The sequence below is a fragment of the Streptomyces sp. NPDC051940 genome (assembly GCF_040680895.1).
Lineage (GTDB): Bacteria > Actinomycetota > Actinomycetes > Streptomycetales > Streptomycetaceae > Streptomyces.
The window spans coordinates 43,679-63,007 of sequence record NZ_JBFAXR010000032.1 but is presented as its reverse complement, the minus strand read 5'-3'; the positions used below and the strand labels follow the sequence as shown (position 1 = coordinate 63,007).

At 73.0% G+C, this 19,329-nt stretch carries 19 protein-coding genes and 1 tRNA gene; 11 read left to right on the top strand and 9 right to left on the bottom strand.

All coding sequences use genetic code 11. The features are described from left to right. Nucleotides 1-55 precede the first annotated feature (55 nt). Nucleotides 56-1,015, top strand: a complete 960-nt coding sequence (gene rlmB, locus AB0M28_RS15520) for a 23S rRNA (guanosine(2251)-2'-O)-methyltransferase RlmB (protein WP_365403793.1) — start codon at nt 56-58, stop codon at nt 1,013-1,015. Nucleotides 1,016-1,142: 127 nt separating this feature from the next. Then, on the top strand, nt 1,143-2,678 hold the full coding sequence (locus AB0M28_RS15515) for a DoxX family protein (RefSeq protein ID WP_365403790.1): 1,536 nt from the start codon (nt 1,143-1,145) through the stop codon (nt 2,676-2,678). 120 nt (nt 2,679-2,798) lie between these two features. Here the strand turns inward: AB0M28_RS15515 and AB0M28_RS15510 are convergent, their stop codons facing one another. The 3 genes from AB0M28_RS15510 to ugpC all read right to left on the bottom strand — a co-directional run bounded on the left by AB0M28_RS15510 (nt 2,799) and on the right by ugpC (nt 5,326). Beyond that, a complete protein-coding gene (locus AB0M28_RS15510) occupies nt 2,799-3,527 on the bottom strand; it encodes a nucleotidyltransferase family protein (RefSeq protein WP_365403787.1) in 729 nt (242 codons plus the stop codon). Between the two features lie 48 nt (nt 3,528-3,575). Beyond that, nucleotides 3,576-3,989, bottom strand: coding sequence for a hypothetical protein (locus AB0M28_RS15505; RefSeq protein WP_365403784.1), 414 nt, complete (start codon nt 3,987-3,989; stop codon nt 3,576-3,578). 221 nt (nt 3,990-4,210) lie between these two features. Beyond that, nucleotides 4,211-5,326 (bottom strand): sn-glycerol-3-phosphate ABC transporter ATP-binding protein UgpC, encoded by a 1,116-nt coding sequence (ugpC, locus tag AB0M28_RS15500; protein WP_365403781.1) that lies wholly within the window; start codon nt 5,324-5,326, stop codon nt 4,211-4,213. A 175-nt stretch (nt 5,327-5,501) separates the two neighbouring features. On the opposite strand from ugpC, the gene AB0M28_RS15495 reads away from it, so the two are divergent. Then, nucleotides 5,502-5,575, top strand: a tRNA-Thr gene (locus tag AB0M28_RS15495). Between the two features lie 42 nt (nt 5,576-5,617). On the opposite strand, the gene AB0M28_RS15490 is transcribed toward AB0M28_RS15495, so the two are convergent. Both AB0M28_RS15490 and otsB read right to left on the bottom strand, forming a co-directional pair. Next, nucleotides 5,618-6,022: a PPOX class F420-dependent oxidoreductase gene (locus AB0M28_RS15490; RefSeq protein WP_365403778.1), complete on the bottom strand. Its 405-nt coding sequence runs from the start codon at nt 6,020-6,022 to the stop codon at nt 5,618-5,620. Nucleotides 6,023-6,133: 111 nt separating this feature from the next. Further along, nucleotides 6,134-6,991: a trehalose-phosphatase gene (otsB, locus tag AB0M28_RS15485; RefSeq protein ID WP_365403775.1), complete on the bottom strand. Its 858-nt coding sequence runs from the start codon at nt 6,989-6,991 to the stop codon at nt 6,134-6,136. Nucleotides 6,992-7,037: 46 nt separating this feature from the next. Between otsB and AB0M28_RS15480 the strand changes: the two genes are divergently transcribed. Then, nucleotides 7,038-7,310 (top strand): DUF3263 domain-containing protein, encoded by a 273-nt coding sequence (locus tag AB0M28_RS15480; RefSeq protein WP_365403772.1) that lies wholly within the window; start codon nt 7,038-7,040, stop codon nt 7,308-7,310. Nucleotides 7,311-7,368: 58 nt separating this feature from the next. Here AB0M28_RS15480 and AB0M28_RS15475 read toward each other — a convergent pair whose 3' ends face one another. Next, complete coding sequence (locus tag AB0M28_RS15475) at nt 7,369-8,607, bottom strand: extracellular solute-binding protein (RefSeq protein ID WP_365403770.1); 1,239 nt, start codon at nt 8,605-8,607, stop codon at nt 7,369-7,371. Between the two features lie 276 nt (nt 8,608-8,883). On the opposite strand from AB0M28_RS15475, the gene AB0M28_RS15470 reads away from it, so the two are divergent. The 5 genes from AB0M28_RS15470 to AB0M28_RS15450 all read left to right on the top strand — a co-directional run bounded on the left by AB0M28_RS15470 (nt 8,884) and on the right by AB0M28_RS15450 (nt 13,921). Next, entirely contained in the window at nt 8,884-9,816 is a 933-nt protein-coding gene (locus AB0M28_RS15470; protein ID WP_365403767.1) for an SIS domain-containing protein, read from the top strand. A gap of 98 nt (nt 9,817-9,914) precedes the next feature. Continuing rightward, entirely contained in the window at nt 9,915-10,874 is a 960-nt protein-coding gene (locus AB0M28_RS15465; RefSeq protein ID WP_365403764.1) for an ROK family protein, read from the top strand. Next, nucleotides 10,874-12,025, top strand: coding sequence for an N-acetylglucosamine-6-phosphate deacetylase (nagA, locus tag AB0M28_RS15460; protein WP_365403761.1), 1,152 nt, complete (start codon nt 10,874-10,876; stop codon nt 12,023-12,025). Before AB0M28_RS15465 ends, nagA begins: the two co-directional genes overlap by 1 nt. Before the next feature lie 98 nt (nt 12,026-12,123). Further along, nucleotides 12,124-13,059, top strand: a complete 936-nt coding sequence (locus AB0M28_RS15455; RefSeq protein WP_365403758.1) for a 1-phosphofructokinase family hexose kinase — start codon at nt 12,124-12,126, stop codon at nt 13,057-13,059. Between the two features lie 13 nt (nt 13,060-13,072). Further along, a complete protein-coding gene (locus tag AB0M28_RS15450; protein WP_365403755.1) occupies nt 13,073-13,921 on the top strand; it encodes a class II fructose-bisphosphate aldolase in 849 nt (282 codons plus the stop codon). Here the strand turns inward: AB0M28_RS15450 and AB0M28_RS15445 are convergent. Next, on the bottom strand, nt 13,918-14,853 hold the full coding sequence (locus AB0M28_RS15445) for a carbohydrate-binding protein (protein ID WP_365403752.1): 936 nt from the start codon (nt 14,851-14,853) through the stop codon (nt 13,918-13,920). The two genes, AB0M28_RS15450 and AB0M28_RS15445, sit on opposite strands and share 4 nt — an antisense overlap. A 570-nt stretch (nt 14,854-15,423) precedes the next feature. Then, entirely contained in the window at nt 15,424-17,079 is a 1,656-nt protein-coding gene (gene cdgB, locus AB0M28_RS15440) for a diguanylate cyclase CdgB (RefSeq protein ID WP_365403749.1), read from the bottom strand. A 230-nt stretch (nt 17,080-17,309) separates the two neighbouring features. Between cdgB and AB0M28_RS15435 the strand changes: the two genes are divergently transcribed. Continuing rightward, a complete protein-coding gene (locus tag AB0M28_RS15435; RefSeq protein WP_365403746.1) occupies nt 17,310-17,906 on the top strand; it encodes a flavin reductase family protein in 597 nt (198 codons plus the stop codon). Nucleotides 17,907-18,004: 98 nt separating this feature from the next. Beyond that, entirely contained in the window at nt 18,005-18,811 is an 807-nt protein-coding gene (locus AB0M28_RS15430; protein WP_365403743.1) for an alpha/beta hydrolase, read from the top strand. Nucleotides 18,812-18,854: 43 nt separating this feature from the next. On the opposite strand, the gene arfB is transcribed toward AB0M28_RS15430, so the two are convergent. Next, nucleotides 18,855-19,295: an alternative ribosome rescue aminoacyl-tRNA hydrolase ArfB gene (gene arfB, locus AB0M28_RS15425; RefSeq protein ID WP_365403740.1), complete on the bottom strand. Its 441-nt coding sequence runs from the start codon at nt 19,293-19,295 to the stop codon at nt 18,855-18,857. Nucleotides 19,296-19,329: the final 34 nt, after the last annotated feature.

Here is a 19,329-nt window from a genome sequence, read left to right as displayed (position 1 = left end):
CCCACGCGGGCGGCACACTCATGACGTACGCAGAAGTAAGAGATAGGTGATCCCCATGGCCGGGAACAGCCAGCGACGAGGCCGGCGCACTTCCAACAAGAAGGGCGCGACCGTCGGCACCGGTGGCAAGGGGCGCCGCGCCCTGGAGGGCAAGGGCCCCACGCCGCCCGCGCACATGCGCAAGGGCCACGCCAAGCAGAAGGCGGCCAACGCCGCCGCCCGCAAGGCGGCCGGCGGGGGCCGCGCGCCCCAGCGCCGCGGCGGCGGCAAGGGCTCCAGCGAGCTCGTGGTCGGCCGCAACCCCGTCTTCGAGGCGCTGCGCGACGGCGTGCCCGCCAAGATGCTGTACGTCCAGCAGTTCATCGACAACGACGAGCGGGTGCGGGCCGCCCTGCAGCTCGCCACCGAGCGCGGCGACATCCATCTGATGGAGGCCCCGCGCCCCGAGCTGGACCGGCTCACCGGCGGCCTCAACCACCAGGGCCTGGTCCTGCAGGTCCCGCCGTACGAGTACGCGCTGCCGGACGAGCTCAGCGCCGCCGCCTACGACGAGGGCGAGGACCCCCTCATCGTCGCCCTCGACGGCGTCACCGACCCGCGCAACCTCGGCGCCATCGTCCGGTCCGTCTCGGCCTTCGGCGGCCACGGCGTCGTCGTCCCCGAGCGCCGCGCCGCCGGGATGACAGCCGGGGCCTGGAAGACCTCCGCCGGCACCGCCGCCCGTACGCCCGTCGCCCGCGCCACCAACCTGACCCGGTGCCTTGAGGCGTACAAGAAGGAGGGCATCACCGTCGTCGGCCTGGCCGCCGAGGGGGAGGCGTCCGTGCACGACCTGGACGCGCTGGAGGGTCCCGTGTGCATCGTCATCGGGTCCGAGGGCAAGGGCCTCGGGCGGCTCGTCGGGGAGACCTGCGACATCAAGGTCCGCATCCCCATGCCGGGCGGCGCCGAGTCGCTGAACGCCGGTGTGGCCGCGGGCATCGTGCTGTACGAGGCGGCGCGCCGGCGCGCGTGAGCCCGCGGCGTACGCCCCCGTCCGGAGATCTTTGACGGGTTCCGGACACTCCGGACGGGTCAGGCAGTGTCCAAACGCCATGTCACTCGGTTAGATGAGTGTGGACACCAGAACGCCGCGCCCGCCCATGGGGGGACGCTCGCAGGGATTCGAGGACACCGACGCGCTGACCATGGTGCGGGTTCCCAGCGACCCGGCGCAGGTCAGCGTCAACAACGTGAGTTTCCGGGTGCGGCTCGGGCCGAGTTCCGGCGCCTTCGGCCCGCGCCCCGGAAGCCGTGCCACCGTCGTGACCCGCACGGCCGCCGTCCCCCGGGTGCGTCCCGTGGTGTGGAGCGGCCGGACCACCCCCGGCGACCCCGCCGCCGGGCAGCTGCTGCAGGCGGTACGCCGTACGGGCACGGCCCTCGCCGACGCCCCCGACGCGGTCGAGACCCAGCTGCTGCCCCGCTTCGACCCCGACGCCACGGCGCCGATCCCGATCATCTCGCCGCGCCCCGCCGCGGACGAGACCCAGCTGCTGCCCCCGGTCGGCGGCCCCGGCGCGCCGCCGTACGGCCCGGGCCCCGAGGCGTACGACGGCCACGCGGGCGAGGACTACGGCTACCAGGGCGACGACTACGCCTACGAGGGCGACGACGACACCGCCCGGCCGCGCCGGCACGGCGCCGACCCGGTCCGGCACGCGTACTACCCGGGGCGGCGGCTCAACCTCGGCGTGGTGCTGCTGCCGCTGCGGATCTTCCTCGGCTTCGTCGCCGTCTACAACGGCATGGGCAAGCTCTGCGACCCGCTGTACTTCGACAGCGGCGAGCGCGGCCGGCTGGCGAGCTGGATGAACTCGCTGGAGCCGTGGAGCGTCGCCCAGCCCGTCCACGAGTACGCCCTGGCGCACCCGGTGGGCATGGGGCTGACCGTGGCGTTCCTGCAGATCGTCGTCGGTGTGCTGACCGTCTGCGGACTGTGGCAGCGCCTCGCGGCCGGCGTCGGTGTGCTGCTGGCCGCCGGGCTCGTCGCCACCATCAGCTGGCGCACCGACCCGTCGTACGACGCCTCCGAGATCATCTTCCTCGCGGCCTGGTCGCCGCTGCTCATCGCGGGCGCCCCCGTCTACTCGGTCGACGCGCGCCTCGCGGGCCAGGCGTGGCGGCGCCTCGGTCCCCGCTCGGCGCTGTGGGAGCTGCGCCGCTTCGTGCTGCGGCGCGGCGTGGTGTACGCGACCGTCGTCGTCGGCCTCACGCTGCTCCTCGGCTCCCTGCTGGGCAGCGCCGTCCGGTCCTCCGCCACCATCACCGTGCCCGGACCGGGCGAGCCGCCCGTCAACCACCTGCCCGGCGAGCCGCTGCCCTCCACCCCCGGCGGCGACGCCCGGGGCGGGCCCGCCGGATCCGGCAGCCCCTCCCCCACGGAGTCGGAGGAGGCCGGGACCACGCCCTCGCAGTCCGCGACCACACCCACCGCGGGCGCCACGACCAGCGCCCCCGGCACGGTCGGCGAGGAGGCACCGGCACAGGACACCGCCCCGCCGCAGGACACCGGCACCGCGCCGGAGCCCTCCTCCTCGAGCGGCGGCGACGGCTCGACGGGCGGCACGGGGGACTCCGGCGGCACGTCGGGCGGTACGTCGGAGGAGCCCGGCCTGCTCGGCGGTCTGCTGGGCTGACAGCGGCACGCACGACGCGAGAGGGGACGGCCGGAGCGGCCGTCCCCTCTCGCGTCGTCCGTGGGCCTCACCCCCGCTGCGGGACCGCTGGGGCTCACCCCCGCTGCCGGACCGCCGGCCTCAGCCCCGCTGCCGGACCGCGGCCAGCTCCTTCGCCGCCTCCGTGAGGTCCTTCGCCGTGTCGATCGCCCGCCAGTACGCGCCCTGCGGCAGCGGGAAGCCCGCCAGCCGGCGGGACCGGGCCAGCCGCGGGAACGTGGTGCGCTCGTGGTCCCCGCGGTCCGGGAGCATCGCCGTGAACTCCGCCGAGAAGACGTACACGCCCGCGTTCACCAGATACGGCGAGGGCGGCGCCTCGATGAAGTCCAGCACATGGCCGAACTCGTCGGTCTCCACCACACCCCAAGGGATCCGCGGCCGGGCCAGCGCCAGCGTCGCGTCGGCGTCCCGCTCATGGTGGAAGTCGGCCATCTCGCGCAGCGAGAAGCGCGTCCAGATATCGCCGTTCGTGGCGTACCAGGGCTCGTCGGGGCGGGGCAGGGATGCCGCCGCGTACTTCAGCCCGCCGCCGCGGCCCAGCGGCTCGCTCTCCACCACCGTGGTCACCTTCAGCGGCAGCGAGGCGGCGTCCAGCCACTCCTGGAGCACCTCCGCCAGATGCCCGCAGGAGACCACGGCGTCCGTGACACCCTCCTCGGCCAGCCAGGCCAGCTGATGGCCGATGATCGGCGTCCCGGTGCCCGGGATCTCCACCATGGGCTTCGGCCGGTCGTCGGTGTACGGACGAAGCCGTGACCCCTGACCACCGGCCAGGACCACGGCTTGCGTCGGACGAGAGTGTTCAGTCATGCCCAGCACCCTATGCGCCGGGGGTGCCGCGCACGCGGCGGACCGGTGCTACCGGGCGGCGGACACCCCGGAGGCGAAGGACGTGTCGCACACGGGGCGCGAGTAGGACTGCGCCCGCACCGGGCCGTACTTCGCGACCGCCGCGCGGCCCAGCGCCCGGGCGATCCCCATGCAGTGCCGCGCCAGCGACGGGCTGGCGTTCATCTCCTGCTGCAGCGAGGTCAGGGCCGCCCCGGGGTCCTTCTCCTGCAGCTCGGCGAGCAGCCGGCTGCGCAGGATCTCCTGCGGGGCGGGCGGGCCGGCCTTCGCCGCGGCGTCCGTGGCGGACGCGGGGAGAAGCCGGGACTCCGTCGGTCCGGCCGCCCAGGGGACGGTGGCGACGGCGAGCGTCCCCGACAGGACGAGGACGACGGGGAGTACGAACGCGAGAGTTCTGCCGATGCGGCGGGCTGCCTGAGTCACAGACGGGATCGTAGCGACCTGTAGTGATTTGGCGACATTGAGTCACTCCAACGGGTGCGTGATGCCCGGATATTCGATTTTCGTGTTGACGTTACGGGCCCGAAGTCGTCGACGTGTTCGGTGATTTGTCGACAGTCTGCGGTGTTCGGCCGGAAACGGCGGCGGCGCCGCACCCCTTGCGGGATACGGCGCCGCCGTCAGTCGAGCGGGTCCGGCCGGGTTCAGCCCAGGCGCTCGCCGGAGGAGGTGGAGAACACGTGGGTCTCGCCGGAGCGCGGGACGACGTGGATCGTCTCGCCCTTCTCCGGGACGGCGCGGCCGCCCACGCGGACGACGAGGTCCTTGTCGGTGCCGCCGACGTGCGCGGTGCCGTAGACGTACGCGTCGGCGCCGAGCTCCTCGACCACGTTGACCGTGACGGCCAGACCGGCGTGCTCGTCCTTGCTCAGCGACTTCGCCTCGCCGTTGGCCAGGTCGAAGTGCTCCGGACGGACACCCACGGTCACCGTGGTGTCGCCCTTGTCGGCGGCGGTGCCGACGGCCTCGCGGTCGACCGGGACGACGCTGTTGCCGAACTTCACACCGCCGTCGGTGATCGGGACCTCGACCAGGTTCATCGCCGGGGAGCCGATGAAGCCCGCGACGAAGAGGTTGGCCGGCTTGTCGTACATGTTGCGCGGGGTGTCGACCTGCTGCAGCAGACCGTCCTTGAGGACCGCCACGCGGTCACCCATCGTCATGGCCTCGACCTGGTCGTGGGTCACGTAGACGGTGGTGATGCCGAGGCGGCGCTGCAGCGACGCGATCTGCGTACGGGTCTGGACACGGAGCTTGGCGTCGAGGTTCGACAGCGGCTCGTCCATCAGGAAGACCTGCGGCTGGCGCACGATGGCGCGGCCCATCGCGACACGCTGGCGCTGACCACCGGAGAGGGCCTTCGGCTTGCGGCCCAGGTACTCGGTGAGGTCGAGGATCTTGGCGGCCTCCTCGACCTTCTGCCGGATCTCGTCCTTCGGGCGGCCGGCGATCTTGAGCGCGAAGCCCATGTTGTCGGCGACGGTCATGTGCGGGTACAGCGCGTAGTTCTGGAACACCATCGCGATGTCCCGGTCCTTCGGCGGCAGGTGGGTGACGTCGCGCTCGCCGATGCGGATGGAGCCGCTGTTGACGTCCTCGAGACCCGCGAGCATGCGCAGGGAGGTGGACTTGCCACAGCCGGAGGGGCCGACGAGGACGAGGAACTCGCCGTCCTCGATCTCGATGTCGAGCCCGTCGACGGCGGGACGCTCGGTGCCCGGGTAGATCCGGGTCGCCTTGTCAAACGTGACCGTGGCCATAGTTCTCGCACTCCTTCACCGGCAGGAACGTGCCGGACGATCCGAGTAAAGGTTTAGTCCACTTATGTGGGCTGCGGCCGACGGTAACCCGGGGGGGTGGGGTTTGTCAGTACCCCTGGAGTGCCGAAATCGTCTCGCGGGGCACACCCGGACGGCGGGTACACTGCTCGGGCACGCCTCCTTAGCTCAGTTGGCTAGAGCAACGCTCTTGTAAAGCGTAGGTCGTCGGTTCGAGTCCGACAGGGGGCTCGACAGCCCAGGCCGGCCGGGAGCCGACCTGGGCTTCGCTGTTCACAGGTTCCCGATGATCTTCCGCGGGGTGACCCGGACCACGACGCGCGCCTGGTCATGCGCGGAGGCGGGGTTGAAGTCGGCGTAGTGCCTGCCGGTGTACTTCATCGACAGCTCGTCGATGAGCTCCTGCCCGCCCTCCTCGGTCATGCTCGCGGTGCCGCGGATCTCGGCGTACGAGTACGGCTCGTCGAAGGGCTGCAGCAGGACGGACGTCCTCGGGTCGCGGGCGAGGTTCAGCTCCTTGCGGCGTCCCCGCGTGGTGGAGAACAGCACGTCGTCACCGTCGCGCTTCACCCAGACCGGCGAGAGCTGGGGGCTGCCGTCGGGCTGGGTGGTGGCCACGGCGACGAAGACGGGGGAGTCGAGCAGTTTCTTGAGCTTGTCGCTCATCTCGGCGGGCACGGGGGCTCCTTCGCGGTTGTACGGATCTGCTCCGCCACCCGTACCTCCTCCGGCCGGGCCGGCCGGTGTCCCCCGCCGTGGGGTCATCCATGCGGCGGCGGGCCGGCCGGGTCAGGCCCGCAGCGCCTCGGCCAGCGACCCCAGCAGGCCGACCACGCCCTCCGGGCCGTTCACGACGACGTCCGCGCGGGCCGCGAGGGCGGTGACCTCCTCGCTGCCGCTGCAGACCAGCAGGCCCGCCAGGCCCTCCGCGCGCAGGGTGTCCACCGCGTCGAACGCCGCGAGGTCGCCCAGGTCGTCGCCGGCGTACACGATCGTGCGGGCCGCGCGTTCGCGGGCGAAGTCCGCGAGGGCCACGCCCTTGTCCATACCGCCGGCGCGCAGCTCCAGGACGAAGCGGCCGGGTTCGACGACCAGGCCGTGCGCCTCGGCGAGCGCGGTCAGGGGCGCGCGGAGCTGGGCGAAGGCCGCGGCGGGGTCGGCGGCGCGCCGGGTGTGCACGGCGACGGCGCGGCCGCCCTTGTCCTCGATCCAGGTGCCGTGCCAGGCGCCGGCCTTGTCGAGCACGCCGGGGAGTTCGGCGCGGGCGGCGGCGATGCCCGGCGGGGGCTCGGGGGCGGTCACGGTGCCGGTGGTGGCGTCCCAGCGCTCCGCGCCGTAGTGGCCGAGGACGACGAGGTTCTCCAGGCCGGGGGCGCCCGCGAAGCCGCCGTAGCGGACGGCGACCGCGGCGGGGCGGCCGGTGATGACGGCGAGGGAGCCGACCTCGGGGCCGAGGCGGCCCAGGGCGGCGACGGCCTCCGGGTGGGCGCGCGCCTGGTCGGGGTCGGGGACGATCGGGGCGAGGGTGCCGTCGAAGTCGAGCGCGACGAGCGCGTGCCGGGGGTCCGTCAGCAGTGCGTCCAGGCCGGCCCGCCCTGCTGCCGTGGCGGGGCGGGGTGCCGGTGTGCCGGGTGCGGGGCTGCCCATGGTGGTGACCCTACCGGTGTCGGTGGGCGCCGGTAGGGTCGCGGACATGGCTGTGGATGCACAGGAGGAGCACGGCGGGCCCGCCGGGGAGCAGGGCGCCCTGTCGGAGCGCGAGCTGGCCGTGCTGGCCTTCGAGCGCCGGTCGTGGCCCGGTCCGGGGGTGAAGGAGCGTGCGGTGCGGGAGCAGCTGGGGATGTCGCCGACGGGCTACTACCAGCTGCTGAACGCGCTGCTGGACGACGGGCGGGCGCTGCGGGCGGATCCGGTGACCGTGAACCGGCTGCGCAGGGTGCGGGAGGCGAGGCGGGGGCGCCGATAGCGCGCCCCCGTGGCCGTACCGGGGGAGTGGGTGCCGCGGCCCCGTTCCCCGCGGCGGGCTACTCCTCCTCTTCCTGGCGCTCCGCCTTGTCGGCGAGGTCCTGCAGGTCGTCGAGGATTCCCTGCGCGTTGCCACCGGGCATCGCGGCCTTGCCGATGCGCTGCTTGACCATGGCGCTGACGGCGGCCCAGGAGGTCTTCTCGGCGGGGTAGAAGACCGCGCTCTCGAGTTGCGTGATGAAGCGTGTGAGCTCCGGACGCTCGGCGCGCAGCCGGCTGGCGCCGGTGACGGTGGTGGGGAGGAGGTCGTAGCGCTGGGCGAAGTCGGTGACCTGCTTGTCGCTGAAGACGAAGTCGAGGAACTGGCCGATGGGTTCCCGGTTGCCGTTGGCCTTGAAGGCCATCATCCAGTCGACGACACCCATGGTGGACTGGGCGGGACCGGTCCGGCCGGGCAGCCTGTCGGCGATGCCGACCTCGATGCCCTCGGCCTCGGTGTCCTTGATGAGGGTGGGGTGGCCGAAGAACATGCCGACGTCGTTCTTGAGGAACCCGTCGAAGACCTCCTGGCGGTCCGTGCTCTTCGCGTTGGTCGTGGCCAGGCCCTCACCGGTGAGGTTCTTCTGGATCCACTCGAAGGTCTCGACGTTCTCGCCGGAGTTCAGGGAGTAGCTGCCGGTGGAGTCGGTGTAGCCGCCGCCGTTGCCGAGCATCCACAGCAGGGACTCGGCCTGCGCCTCCTCGGAGCCGAGCGGGAGGCCGAAGGGGGTCTTGACGCCGTTCGCCTTCAGCTTCTTCGCGGCGTTCAGGATGTCGGACCAGCTCTGGGGGCCCTTCTCGGTCTCGAGGCCCGCCTCGCGGAACAGCTTCTTGTTGAAGAACAGCAGCCGGGAGCTGGAGACGAACGGCAGGCCGTACGGGATCCGGCTGACCTCTCCGGCCTCGGCGATCGAGGGGATGAAGTTGGCCTGGGTGGGGATGGAGAGGACGTCGTCCGCGCTGTAGAGCAGGCCCTGGGACGCGTAGTCGGCGTAGGCGCCGATCTGGGCGAGGTCGGGCGGGGTGCCCGCGTCGACGAGTTTCTTGACCTCGGCGTCGACGTACTTCCAGGCGATGACCTTGACGTCGACCCTGATGCCCGGGTGGTTGTTCTCGAACTCCTCGGACACGTCGTCCCAGTAGCGCTTGGAACTGGTCTTGGTTCCCGGCTTGCCGTAGTCGGCGGCTATGACCTTGAGGACCACGTCCTCGTCACCTTCGCCCGAGCCCAGACCGCAGCCGGAGAGCGACATGCCCATCGCGGATGCCGCGCCTGCCGCCGCCACACTCAAGAACCGACGCCGCTGCACTGTACTGCTCACCTCTACACGGGGGGATTTGCCGTTGCGCGCAGGAGTCTTCCCACTGCACCACGCTTAGGTCTACACCATCCCCGTATCGCTTCTGCAACGCCCTCCCCTAAGCTTCGGCGGATCGTTGCCCAGTGATCTACGGGGCGACGCTGCAGCGCCATGTCCGCGCCGCGGCGTCCGCCACCGGCAGGTACCAGCCGTATGCGAGGAGTCACCGGAGTCATGGGAGCCGCGGAGCAGTCACGGACCGAAGCGGAGATCGCCACACAGCCGGGCTGCTGGCGCCGGGCCGCCGAGGTGGCGCCGGGGCTGGTGGGGCTGCCGGCGCCCGGGGAGCGGGTGGCGGTGACGGGGTGCGGTACGTCGTGGTTCATGGCGCAGGCGTATGCGGCGCTGCGTGAAGCGGCTGGTCAGGGGGTTACGGACGCGTTCGCCGCGAGCGAGTTCCCCACGGGGCGGGAGTACGACCGGGTGGTGGCCCTCACGCGCTCGGGGACGACGACCGAGGTGCTGCGGCTGCTGGCGCGGCTGCGCGGCGGGCCCGCCACGGTGGCGCTGACGGGGGATCCCGCGGCGCCGGTGATGACGGCCGCGGACGATGTGATCGTGCTGGATTTCGCCGACGAGGAGTCGGTGGTGCAGACCCGGTTCGCGACGACGGCGCTGGCGCTGCTGCGCGCCGGGCTCGAGGCCCACGGGCCGCTGCCGGCGGATGTGAAATCCGTCACTCAGGCCGCCGTGGACGCGGAGTTGGCGCTGACGCAGCCCCTGCCGCAGCCGGTGCTGGCGTCGGTGCAGTGGACGTTCCTGGGCCGCGGCTGGACGGTGGGCCTGGCGGCGGAGGCGGCGCTGAAGATGCGCGAGGCGGCGGGCGCGTGGTCCGAGTCGTATCCGGCGATGGAGTACCGGCACGGGCCGATATCGGTGACCGGTCCGGGACGGTGTGCGTGGCTTCTGGGTGAGCTGCCGGCGGGGCTGGCGGCCGATGTGGCCCGTACGGGCGGGTATTTCCTCGCGGACTCCACGGCCGTGGGACTGGACCCGATGGCCGATCTGGTGCGGGCGCAGCGGCTCGCGGTGCTGGTCGCGGAGGCCAAGGGCTATGATCCCGACCGCCCGCGGAACCTGACGCGCAGCGTGATCCTCGACGGGTAGCGGGTCCGCACTTCGGAACGGACCTGCCCGGACTCCGGATCGGATAGGCCCCGAACTGGACTAGACCTCTCGCGGGCCGACACGCGACACTGTCCCCCGTGAAACACGTCATCGCCCTTGATGTGGGCGGCACCGGGATGAAAGCCGCCCTTGTGGGGGCGGACGGCACGCTGCTGTACGAGGCCCGCCGGGACACCGGCCGCGACCGGGGACCGGACGCGGTGGTGGCGGCGATCCTCGACTTCGCCGAGGAGCTGGCCGCGGAGGGCCGGCGCCGGTTCGGCGAGGCACCGGCCGCGGCGGGCGTGGCGGTGCCCGGCATCGTGGACGACGCGAAGGGCGTCGCCGTGTTCTCCGCCAACATCGGCTGGCGTGACGTGCCGTTCCGCGCCCTGCTCGGCGAGCGCCTCGGCGGCGTGCCGGTGGCGCTGGGCCACGATCTGCGTACGGGCGGGCTGGCGGAGGGCCGGATCGGCGCCGCGCGCGGCGTGGACCGGTATCTGTTCATAGCCCTGGGTACGGGCATCGCGGCCGGTATCGGCATCGAGGGCCGGATCGAGCCGGGGGCCGGCGGGGCCTCCGGGGAGATCGGCCACATCATCGTGCGGCCGGGCGGCATCCCGTGCGGCTGCGGGCAGAGCGGCTGTCTGGAGCGGTACGCCTCCGCCTCCGCGGTCGGCCTCGCCTGGGCCGAGGCCAGCGGGAACCCGGACGCCACGGCGGCCGACTGCGCGCGGGCCGTCGAGGCGGGCGACGACCGCGCCGTCGAGGTGTGGCAGACCGCGGTCGGCATCCTCGCCGACGGTCTCCTCACCGGCATCACCCTGCTCGACCCGGCGGCCATCGTGGTCGGCGGGGGCCTCGCGGAGGCGGGCGACACGCTCTTCGTACCGCTGCGGAAGGCGGTGGCGGACCGGATCGCCTTCCAGAATCGTCCCGAGATCATTCCGGCGGAGCTCGGCGACGCCGCCGGCTGCCTGGGCGCGGGCCTGCTCGCCTGGGATCTCCTCGCCGCGCCGTCCCTTGAAGAATCGCAGCACACGGAGGTAACCGCCTGATGCGGGAGCGCATGGAGCTGACCGGTGCCCGCGTGGTGCTGCCGTCGGGGATCGTGGAGGACGGGACCGTCGCGGTCGACGCGGGTCTGATCGCCGAGTCCGCCCCCGGCGGGGCGGTACTCGACCTCGGCGGGCACTGGATCGTGCCCGGCTTCGTCGACATCCACGTCCATGGCGGTGGTGGTGCCTCCTTCTCCTCCGGCAGGGCCGAGGAGTCGATGAAGGTGATCGCCACCCACCGCGCCCACGGCACCACCACGATGCTCGCCTCCACCGTCACCGGCGAGCTGGGCGACCTCGCCCGGCAGGCCGCCTCGCTGGCGGAGCTGGTGCAGCAGGGCGAGCTGGCCGGCATCCACTTCGAGGGTCCGTTCATCTCCCCGCACCGCTGCGGCGCGCACCAGCCCGAGCTGCTGCGCGACCCGGACCCGGCGGACGTGCGCAAGCTCATCGACGCGGCGGGCGGCACCGCCCGGATGATGACCCTCGCCCCCGAGCTGCCCGGCGGCCTGGAGTCCGTACGCCTGCTCGCGGACAACGGCCTGATCGCCGCCGTCGGCCACACCGACTCGACGTACGACGCCGCCCGTGAGGCCATCGACGCGGGCGCCACGGTCGCCACCCATCTGTTCAACGCGATGCCCACCCTCGGCCACCGCGCCCCGGGCCCGATCGTGGCGCTGCTGGAGGACGAGCGGGTCACCGTCGAGCTGATCAACGACGGTACGCATCTGCACCCGTCGGTGCTGGAGCTGGCCTTCCGCGGCGCCGGCGCGGACCGGGTCGCGTTCATCACCGACGCCATGGGCGCCGCCGGCATGGGCGACGGCATGTATCCGCTCGGCCCGATGGAGGTCGAGGTGAAGGACGGCGTGGCCCGCATCCACGGCGGCCCCACCTCCGGCTCCATCGCCGGCTCGACGCTCACCCTGGACACCGCGTTCCGCCGCGCGGTCACCGTCGACGGGATCGCGGTCGAGGACGCGGTGAAGGCGCTGTCGGTCAACCCGGCGAGGCTGCTGGGCGCGTACGACCGGATCGGCTCGCTCGAACCCGGCAAGGACGCGGACCTCGTGGTGCTGGACGCGGACTTCGCGCTGGCGGGTGTGATGCGCAAGGGTGAGTGGATCGTGAGGCCCGCGCGCAGCTGAGAGCACGCGCGCAAGGGCACGAAGGAGTAAAGAAAGCGGCGGCGACCGGTCCTGGCTCTGGGCCGATCGCCGCCGCTTTGGCATGATCGCTCGCGCTTATGTACCTCACTGTCACGCTCAACACGGCGCTCGATATCACCTACCAGGTGCCCCGGCTGCGCGCCCACGAGAGCCACCGCGTCACGGACGTCGCCGAACGCCCGGGCGGCAAGGGGCTGAACGTCGCGCGCGTGCTCGCCGCCCTCGGCCACGAGACGGTCGTCACGGGGCTGGCGGGCGGGCCCGCGGGCGCCGTGCTGCGCACCCTGCTGGGTGAAGCGGCCGGGGTGCGCGACGCATTGGTGCCCATAGCCGGCACCACCCGCCGTACCGTCGCCGTCGTCGACGACTCCACCGGCGACACCACCCAGCTCAACGAGCCCGGCCCCCTCGTCTCCGCGACCGAGTGGGACGCCTTCTGCGTCCGCTACGAGGAGCTGCTGGCGGACGCCGACGCCGTCGCCCTGTGCGGCAGCCTGCCGCCGGGCCTCCCCGTCGGCGCGTACGCCGACCTGATCCGCCGCGCCCGCTCCGCCCGCGTACCGGTGCTGCTGGACACCAGCGGCGAACCGCTGCGCCGCGGCATCGCCGCCCGGCCCGACGTGGTCAAGCCCAACGCCGCCGAACTCGCCCAGCTCACCGGCACCACCGAGCCCGCCCGCGCCGCGCGTGACGCCCGCCGGCGCGGCGCCGGCGCGGTCGTCGCGTCCCTCGGCGCCGAGGGCATGCTCGCCGTCACCGGCGAGGGCGCCTGGCAGGCCGTCCCGCCGGAGTACGTCGCTGGCAACCCCACCGGCGCCGGCGACTCCGCCGTCGCCGCGCTGCTCGCGGGGCTGGCCTCCGGCGAGCCGTGGCCCGAACGCCTCGCCCGCGCGGTCGCGCTGTCCGCCGCGACGGTGGCCGCGCCGGCGGCCGGGGAGTTCGACCGTACGACCTACGACTCCATGCTCGGCCGGGTCGCCGTGGCGCCCCGGCCGGCCGTCGCACTCACCTGAACCGGAGACACGTATGCCGCTGGTGCCCACCGCCGAACTCGTCGACCGTGCCCGCGCCGCGGGCGGCGGAGTGGCGGCGTTCAACGTCATCACCCTGGAGCACGCGGAGGCCATCGCGGCGGGGGCGGAGGCGGCGGGGGTGCCGGCGATCCTGCAGGTGTCGGAGAACGCGGTGAGGTTCCACGGGGGGCTGGTCGCGATCGCCGCCGCCGCCCGGTCCGTCGCCCAGGCGTCGTCGGCGGAGCTGTCCCTGCATCTGGACCACGTGGTCTCCGAGGGCCTGCTCAAGGCAGCCCAGCACACGGGGTTCTCCTCGGTGATGTTCGACGCCTCGAAGCTGCCTTACGGCGAGAACGTCAAAGCCACGGCGGCGGCGGTCCGTTGGGGGCACGCGCGCGGTATCTGGGTCGAGGCGGAGCTGGGCCGTGTCGGCGGCAAGGCCGGTGAGGCGCCGCTCGACGCGCACGCGCCGGGGGTGCGGACCGATCCGGTGGAGGCGTCGACGTACGTCGCGGAGACGGGCGTTGACGCCCTCGCGGTGGCCGTGGGCTCCACGCACGCGATGGTGGAGCGGACGGCGGCGCTGGACCACGGGCTGATAGCGCGGCTGCGCGACGCGGTGCCGGTGCCGCTGGTGCTGCACGGGTCGTCGGGCGTGCCCGACGAGGAGATCGCGCGGGCGGTCGCGGCCGGGATGGTCAAGATCAACGTCGGTACGGCGCTCAACACGGCGTTCACCGGGGCGGTCCGCGACTGGCTGGACGCCAACCCGGCGGGCGTGGACCCCCGGAAATACCTCGTCCCCGCCAGGGAGGGGATGGCGGGGACGGTGGAGAGGTTCCTGCGGGTGGTGGCGGGTTAGAAGGGGGCGACCTCTTCGGTCGTCAAGGCCACCTGGTCGATGGCGGTGTCGATGCCGCCCTTGTCGGAGTAGAACACGATCTCGTGCTCACCCTTGCTGAGGGTGGGCGTGATGAAGGTCGTGGACCACTTGCCCCACTCGCCCTTCTTGGCGCCGGACCAGTTCTCCATGTTTATGCCGTTGCTGTAGGGCTTGCCGTCGACCAGCACGGGGAGCCGGGTGTCCTTGCCTGGGACGCTGAAGCGGACGTAGACGTGATACTGCCCGTCCTCGGGGACCTTGATCTTCCAAACCGCCTGGGCGCCGGGCGCGTTGAAGCCGGTGACGTACGAACCGCTCTTCGCGTCCGGGTACTCCGTGCCGACCACCGCGCCGCCGCTCAGGGTCAGGTCGGCGGCGTCGGACTTGGGCAGTTCGCCCGTGTCCTCGTCCTTCGCCTCGTCCTTCTTCTTGTCGTCGCCGGACGTGGCCGTGGGGGCGGGGGAGTTGCTCGCCTGGCTGCCCTTGTCCTTGTCGTCGTCGCCGTTCGACATCATCGCGACGGCGATCGCTATGACGACGACCGCGACGAACGCGACCGCGCCCAGCACCAGCGGGTTGCGCTGCGGGCCGCGGCGGTCGTCGTAGTCGTCGTCCTGCGGCGGGTAGGGCCGGCCCGGGCCGCCGCCGTAGGTCTCGGGGGCGGCGTAGTGCGCGTTGGCCGGGGGCTGGCCCGCGTACGTCTGCTGGCCGCCGTAGGGCTGCTGGCCGTACTGGCGCTCGCCGACTGCGCGGACGTGGTTGTACGACGTGCGCGGGACGCCGGGGGCCTGGCCTATCGGGGCGGTGTCGCCGACCGGGGCGGCGCCGCCCTCCGTGCGGTACAGGTGGGCGAACGGGTCGTCGTCCGCGGGCGGCTGCCCGCCCGAACCGCCGCTGTAGCCGTCCGTCATTACCTGTCACTCCCTGTCGGCGCCTGGCTGTCGGCACACTGCCGACGAAGTGCGAGCCTACCTGTTCGCACCGAGGGCACGTCCAGTCACCGCCCCATCTCACTCCGCACAAGGGCCGTACCGCCCCTCGTGGATCCCCCGTCGGCCCCTGCCCCCGCGGCCGAGGGGCGGCATACGGTGCTGCACTCGTCACACGCGCACCATCCAGGGGGGATGTCCCACATGCGCAAGCTCTCTGCCGCCGTCGTCGCTCTCGCCGCCACCGGGGCGGCCGTGTTGTCCGCCACACCGGCCCACGCCACGGAGTACACCTCGGCCCTGAAGATCGCCGGCACCCAGTAGCGAACCGGTTCGCCTACCCGTCCCACCCATGACTTCAGCCCGGTGACCCCGTGCGGCCGCGTGGCGGCAAAGGGCGCGGCTGTGACCGGCATCCCGGCGGAAATACCCTTCGGCGCGCGGGCGCCGACGCGCACGCCTACACCGCGAGCGTCAACGACGCGGACCGGAACGGGTACATCACGTACCACGGGTGAGCCTGCGGGGACCGTCCGCGGGGGGTGAGGGGGGTCACCCCGCGCGGCGGTGGGACTTGCCGCGGCGCTTCTGGGCGTACATCAGCTGGTCGGCGGAGGAGAGGACCTCCTTGACCGACATGCCGCACGCCGCCCAGCCGACGCCGACGCTCACGCCGACGCGTACCGCGCGGCCGTCGTCGAGGCGGATGGGCGGGATGATCGCGTTGCGCAGGCGGACGGAGAGGTCCGCGGCCTCCAGGGAGCCCAGACCGTCGGCCAGGACCACGAACTCGTCGCCGCCGAGCCGCGCGACGGTGTCCCCGTCGCGGACCGCGGCCGTCAGCCGGTGCGCGACCTCCACCAGGACCGCGTCGCCGGAGTTGTGGCCGAAGCGGTCGTTGATGGCCTTGAAGCCGTCCAGATCGCAGAAGAGCACCGCCAGGCCCTTGGTGGCCGTGTCGTCCTCGGCCGGGGCGATCGCGTGCACGTGGTGCCCGAAGGAGGCGTGCTCGTACGACCGGGCGGCCGCGCCCCACTCGTCGGCGTCGTCCACGCGGAAGCCGTGGCCGTTCGTGTCGAGGTCCGCCAGCGGCGCCAGGTGCGGGCCCTCGGCGAGCACGTACGCGTCGGGCGCGCGCTCGCACAGCCGCGCCGTGAGGCGGGCGCGCAGCTCGGCGCTGTTGGGCAGCCCGGTGAGGGCGTCGTGGCTGGCGCGGTGCGCCAGGTGCAGCTCGCGGTGCTTGCGCTCCTCGATGTCCTCGACGTGCGCCAGCAGGTACTGCGGCCCGTCCCCCGCGTCGGGGACGACGGAGTTGCGCAGGGACGCCCAGACGTAGCTGCCGTCGCGCTTCGCCAGGCGCAGCTCCGCCCGCCCGCCCTCGGCGAACGTGCGCATCAGGGCGCCCATGTCGTCCGGGTGGACCAGATCGGAGAAGGACAGCCGGCGCAGCGCGGCCGGGGCGCGGCCCAGCAGCCGGCACAGGGCGTCGTTGGTACGGATCAGCCGGCCGTGCTGGTCGCCGCCCAGCTCCGCCACGGCCATCCCGCTGGGGGCGAACTCGAACGCCTGCCGGAAGCTCTCCTCGCTGGCCCGCAGCGCCTGCTGCTCGCGCTCCAGGCGGACCAGGGCGCGCTGCATGTTGGCGCGCAGCCGGGCGTTGCTGATGGCGATCGCGGCCTGGGAGGCGTACAGCTGCAGGGCCTCCCGGCCCCACGGGCCCGGTATCCGGCCGCTGAGGGGCTTGTCGACCGACAGCACGCCCAGCAGATCGCTGCCCGAGTCGTACATCGGGGCGAAGAGCCGGTCGCCGGTGCACCAGTCGCCGGGCGTCGCGGGCGGCGGGCAGGCGGGGTGGGTCTGCGGGACGTCGTCGGCGTCCAGCACCCAGCCCTCGGTGTGCGGGATGAACCGCAGCTCGCCCCAGCGCTCGCCCATGGCCAGCCGGCGCTCCCAGGAGGCCCGCGAGCCCACCCGGCCGGCGAGCAGCGCCTCCGTGGCGGGGCTGCCGGCGATCGCGGCGATGACGAGGTCGCCGTCCTGGCGGGCCAGGTTCACGGCGGACTGCTCGTAGCCGAGAGCGGTCACCAGACCGTCCGCCACGCTCTGCAGCGTGTCGGCCAGACTGCGCGCCGTGTTCAGCTCGGCAAGCACCTGGTGCAGCCGGCGCAGGCTCGCCAGACGTACATATGGCTCCGCCTCGGTATCCATCAACGCTCTCCCTGAGCCCACGCCCCCGTAGCAACTCTGGAATGTGTTCCGTCCGACTGCCCGAGCCCACTGAATCACAGTGAGCTGCCCCGCCGGTACACAGGGTCAGCATATAACCGCAGTCTGTGACTCAAGTCACAGCAGCCTCGCGGATGTTCGGTGAAGACCCGGTGAGGGGCCCGTGTGGCGAAGGCCACTGGTCCTAGGACCCCTCCTGGTCCCAATGCCCGATGTCACCGTCCCGGCCCGGGATTACCGTTCATGACGTGCTGCAGAAGACGCTTGACGTGACCCATCCTGTTGGGGTGAGCGAGGACGAGTTCCGAGCCGCCATGTCCCGGCTGGCCGGGGGCGTGGTGCTGGTCACGGCGCGCGAGGACGCCGGGGACGCCGAGGGCGTTGCCGACCTCACCGTCGGTGAGGACGTCGGCATGACGGCCACGGCCTTCGTGTCGGTGTCGCTGGAGCCGCCGCTGGTGATGGTGTCGCTGCGCAACGGCTCCCGGATGGACGATCTGCTGGCCGAGCAGCCCCTGTGGGGTGTCTCGGTGCTGGCGGAGAGCCAGCGGCACATCGCGGGCCGCTTCGCGATGAAGGGCCGGATCAGCGACCGGCTGCTCTTCGAGGACATCGCCTACGCGCGGGGCGAGCAGACCGGCGCCCCGCTGGTACGGGGGGCCCTGGCGGTGCTGGAGTGCCGTACCGAGCAGCGGGTCCCGGCGGGCGACCACACGCTGGTGATCGGCCGGGTGCTCACCGCCGCCGTGCCCAGCGCGGAGGGCGGACCGCTCATGTACTTCCGCGGGCGCTACCGGACGCTGGGCTGACCCCCGCCTCGGCGCCCGGATGATCCCGCAGGTCAGCCGGCCGTCACAGCGAGTCACCCGCTCTGGTCGCCGCCCGGGACGAGGGTGACAATGGCGCCATGTCCACCATCACGGAGCACCGGGCCGTACTGCCAGGAGGTCTGACCCTCCCCTACGCCGAGACCGGGCAGCCGGGTGGGACGCCCGTCGTCCTCGTCCACGGGTACGCGGACTCCTGGTGGACGTTCGAGCCGGTGCTGCGGCACCTGCCCGCCTCCGTGCACGCCTACGCGCCGACGCAGCGCGGCCACGGCGACGCGGACAAGCCGCAGGGCGGCTACCTTCCGGAGGACTTCGCCGACGACCTCGCGGCCTTCCTGGACGCCGCCGGTATCGAGCGGGCGGTGCTCGTCGGCGGCTCCAGCGGCGGCATAGCCGCCCGCATCCTCGCGGGCCGCGCCCCGCACCGAGTGGCGGGGCTGGTGCTGCTCGGCGTACCGGCGGCGCTCGCGGGCAAGCCGGGGGTGCTCGAGATCTGGGACCGGGTGAACAAGCTGGACGACCCGGTGGATCCCGCGTTCGCGGAGGAGTTCAACCGCGGCCTGACCGCCGAGCCCGTCCCGCCCGGCTTCCTGCGGACCGTCACCGAGGAGAGCCTGAAGGCGCCGGCCCGGGTGTGGCGCGAGACCATGCGCGGCCTGCTGGACACGGATCTGCGCGCGACGCTGTACGGCATCCTCGTGCCGACGCTGGTGATCTGGGGCGACCGGGACCGGATCGTGCCGCGCTCGGACCAGCAGACCATCGTGGACGCGATATTCGGCGCGGAGCTGCTCGTGTACGAGGGGGTGGGCCACGTTCCGTACTGGGAGCGGCCGGAGTGGGTGGCCCGGGACCTCACGGAGTTCGTGGGGCGGTTCGGGTAGGGCGGGTGGGATAGGGCCGGTGCCCGGCCCCCGCGCGGACCCGTCAGTCCCAGCCGCGTCCCGTGCGCCCGCGCTTGGTCTCCGAGCGCTGCTTCTTCGTCCGCAGCCGCCGCTCGTTGATCCCGCGGGGGATCTTCGTCTTGCGCCGCGCCTTGGGCGGCGGCGCGGTCGCCTCGGCGAGCAGCGCGGCCAGCTTGACGGCGGCGGCCTCCCGGTTGCGCCACTGCGAGCGGTGCTCGCTGGCCCGTACGGCGATCACGCCGCCGTCGACCAGGCGGCCGGCCAGCCGCTCCAGCGCCCGTTCCCGCCACACCTCGGGCAGCGCCCGCGTCGCGGCGAGGTCGAAGCGCAGCTCCACCTGGCTGTCGCTGGTGTTCACGTGCTGGCCGCCCGGTCCGGACGATCTGGAGAAACGCCAGACGAGCTCGGCCTCCGGCAGGGAGACCGAGCCTCTGATGACGTAGGGCCCGGACATACCCCCCATGATCCCGGTCTGACGTGCGATGTGTCACCCGGAT

Bases quoted from the DNA above. Each gene is read 5' to 3' on its own strand.
- rlmB (WP_365403793.1), top strand. From the start codon at position 56: ATGGCCGGGAACAGCCAGCGACGAGGCCGGCGCACTTCCAACAAGAAG.
- AB0M28_RS15515 (WP_365403790.1), top strand. From the start codon at position 1,143: ATGGGGGGACGCTCGCAGGGATTCGAGGACACCGACGCGCTGACCATG.
- AB0M28_RS15510 (WP_365403787.1), bottom strand. From the start codon at position 3,527: ATGACTGAACACTCTCGTCCGACGCAAGCCGTGGTCCTGGCCGGTGGT.
- ugpC (WP_365403781.1), bottom strand. From the start codon at position 5,326: ATGGCCACGGTCACGTTTGACAAGGCGACCCGGATCTACCCGGGCACC.
- otsB (WP_365403775.1), bottom strand. From the start codon at position 6,991: ATGGGCAGCCCCGCACCCGGCACACCGGCACCCCGCCCCGCCACGGCA.
- AB0M28_RS15480 (WP_365403772.1), top strand. From the start codon at position 7,038: ATGGCTGTGGATGCACAGGAGGAGCACGGCGGGCCCGCCGGGGAGCAG.
- AB0M28_RS15475 (WP_365403770.1), bottom strand. From the start codon at position 8,607: ATGGGCATGTCGCTCTCCGGCTGCGGTCTGGGCTCGGGCGAAGGTGAC.
- AB0M28_RS15470 (WP_365403767.1), top strand. From the start codon at position 8,884: ATGGGAGCCGCGGAGCAGTCACGGACCGAAGCGGAGATCGCCACACAG.
- nagA (WP_365403761.1), top strand. From the start codon at position 10,874: ATGCGGGAGCGCATGGAGCTGACCGGTGCCCGCGTGGTGCTGCCGTCG.
- AB0M28_RS15455 (WP_365403758.1), top strand. From the start codon at position 12,124: ATGTACCTCACTGTCACGCTCAACACGGCGCTCGATATCACCTACCAG.
- AB0M28_RS15450 (WP_365403755.1), top strand. From the start codon at position 13,073: ATGCCGCTGGTGCCCACCGCCGAACTCGTCGACCGTGCCCGCGCCGCG.
- AB0M28_RS15445 (WP_365403752.1), bottom strand. From the start codon at position 14,853: ATGACGGACGGCTACAGCGGCGGTTCGGGCGGGCAGCCGCCCGCGGAC.
- cdgB (WP_365403749.1), bottom strand. From the start codon at position 17,079: ATGGATACCGAGGCGGAGCCATATGTACGTCTGGCGAGCCTGCGCCGG.
- AB0M28_RS15435 (WP_365403746.1), top strand. From the start codon at position 17,310: ATGTCACCGTCCCGGCCCGGGATTACCGTTCATGACGTGCTGCAGAAG.
- AB0M28_RS15430 (WP_365403743.1), top strand. From the start codon at position 18,005: ATGTCCACCATCACGGAGCACCGGGCCGTACTGCCAGGAGGTCTGACC.
- arfB (WP_365403740.1), bottom strand. From the start codon at position 19,295: ATGGGGGGTATGTCCGGGCCCTACGTCATCAGAGGCTCGGTCTCCCTG.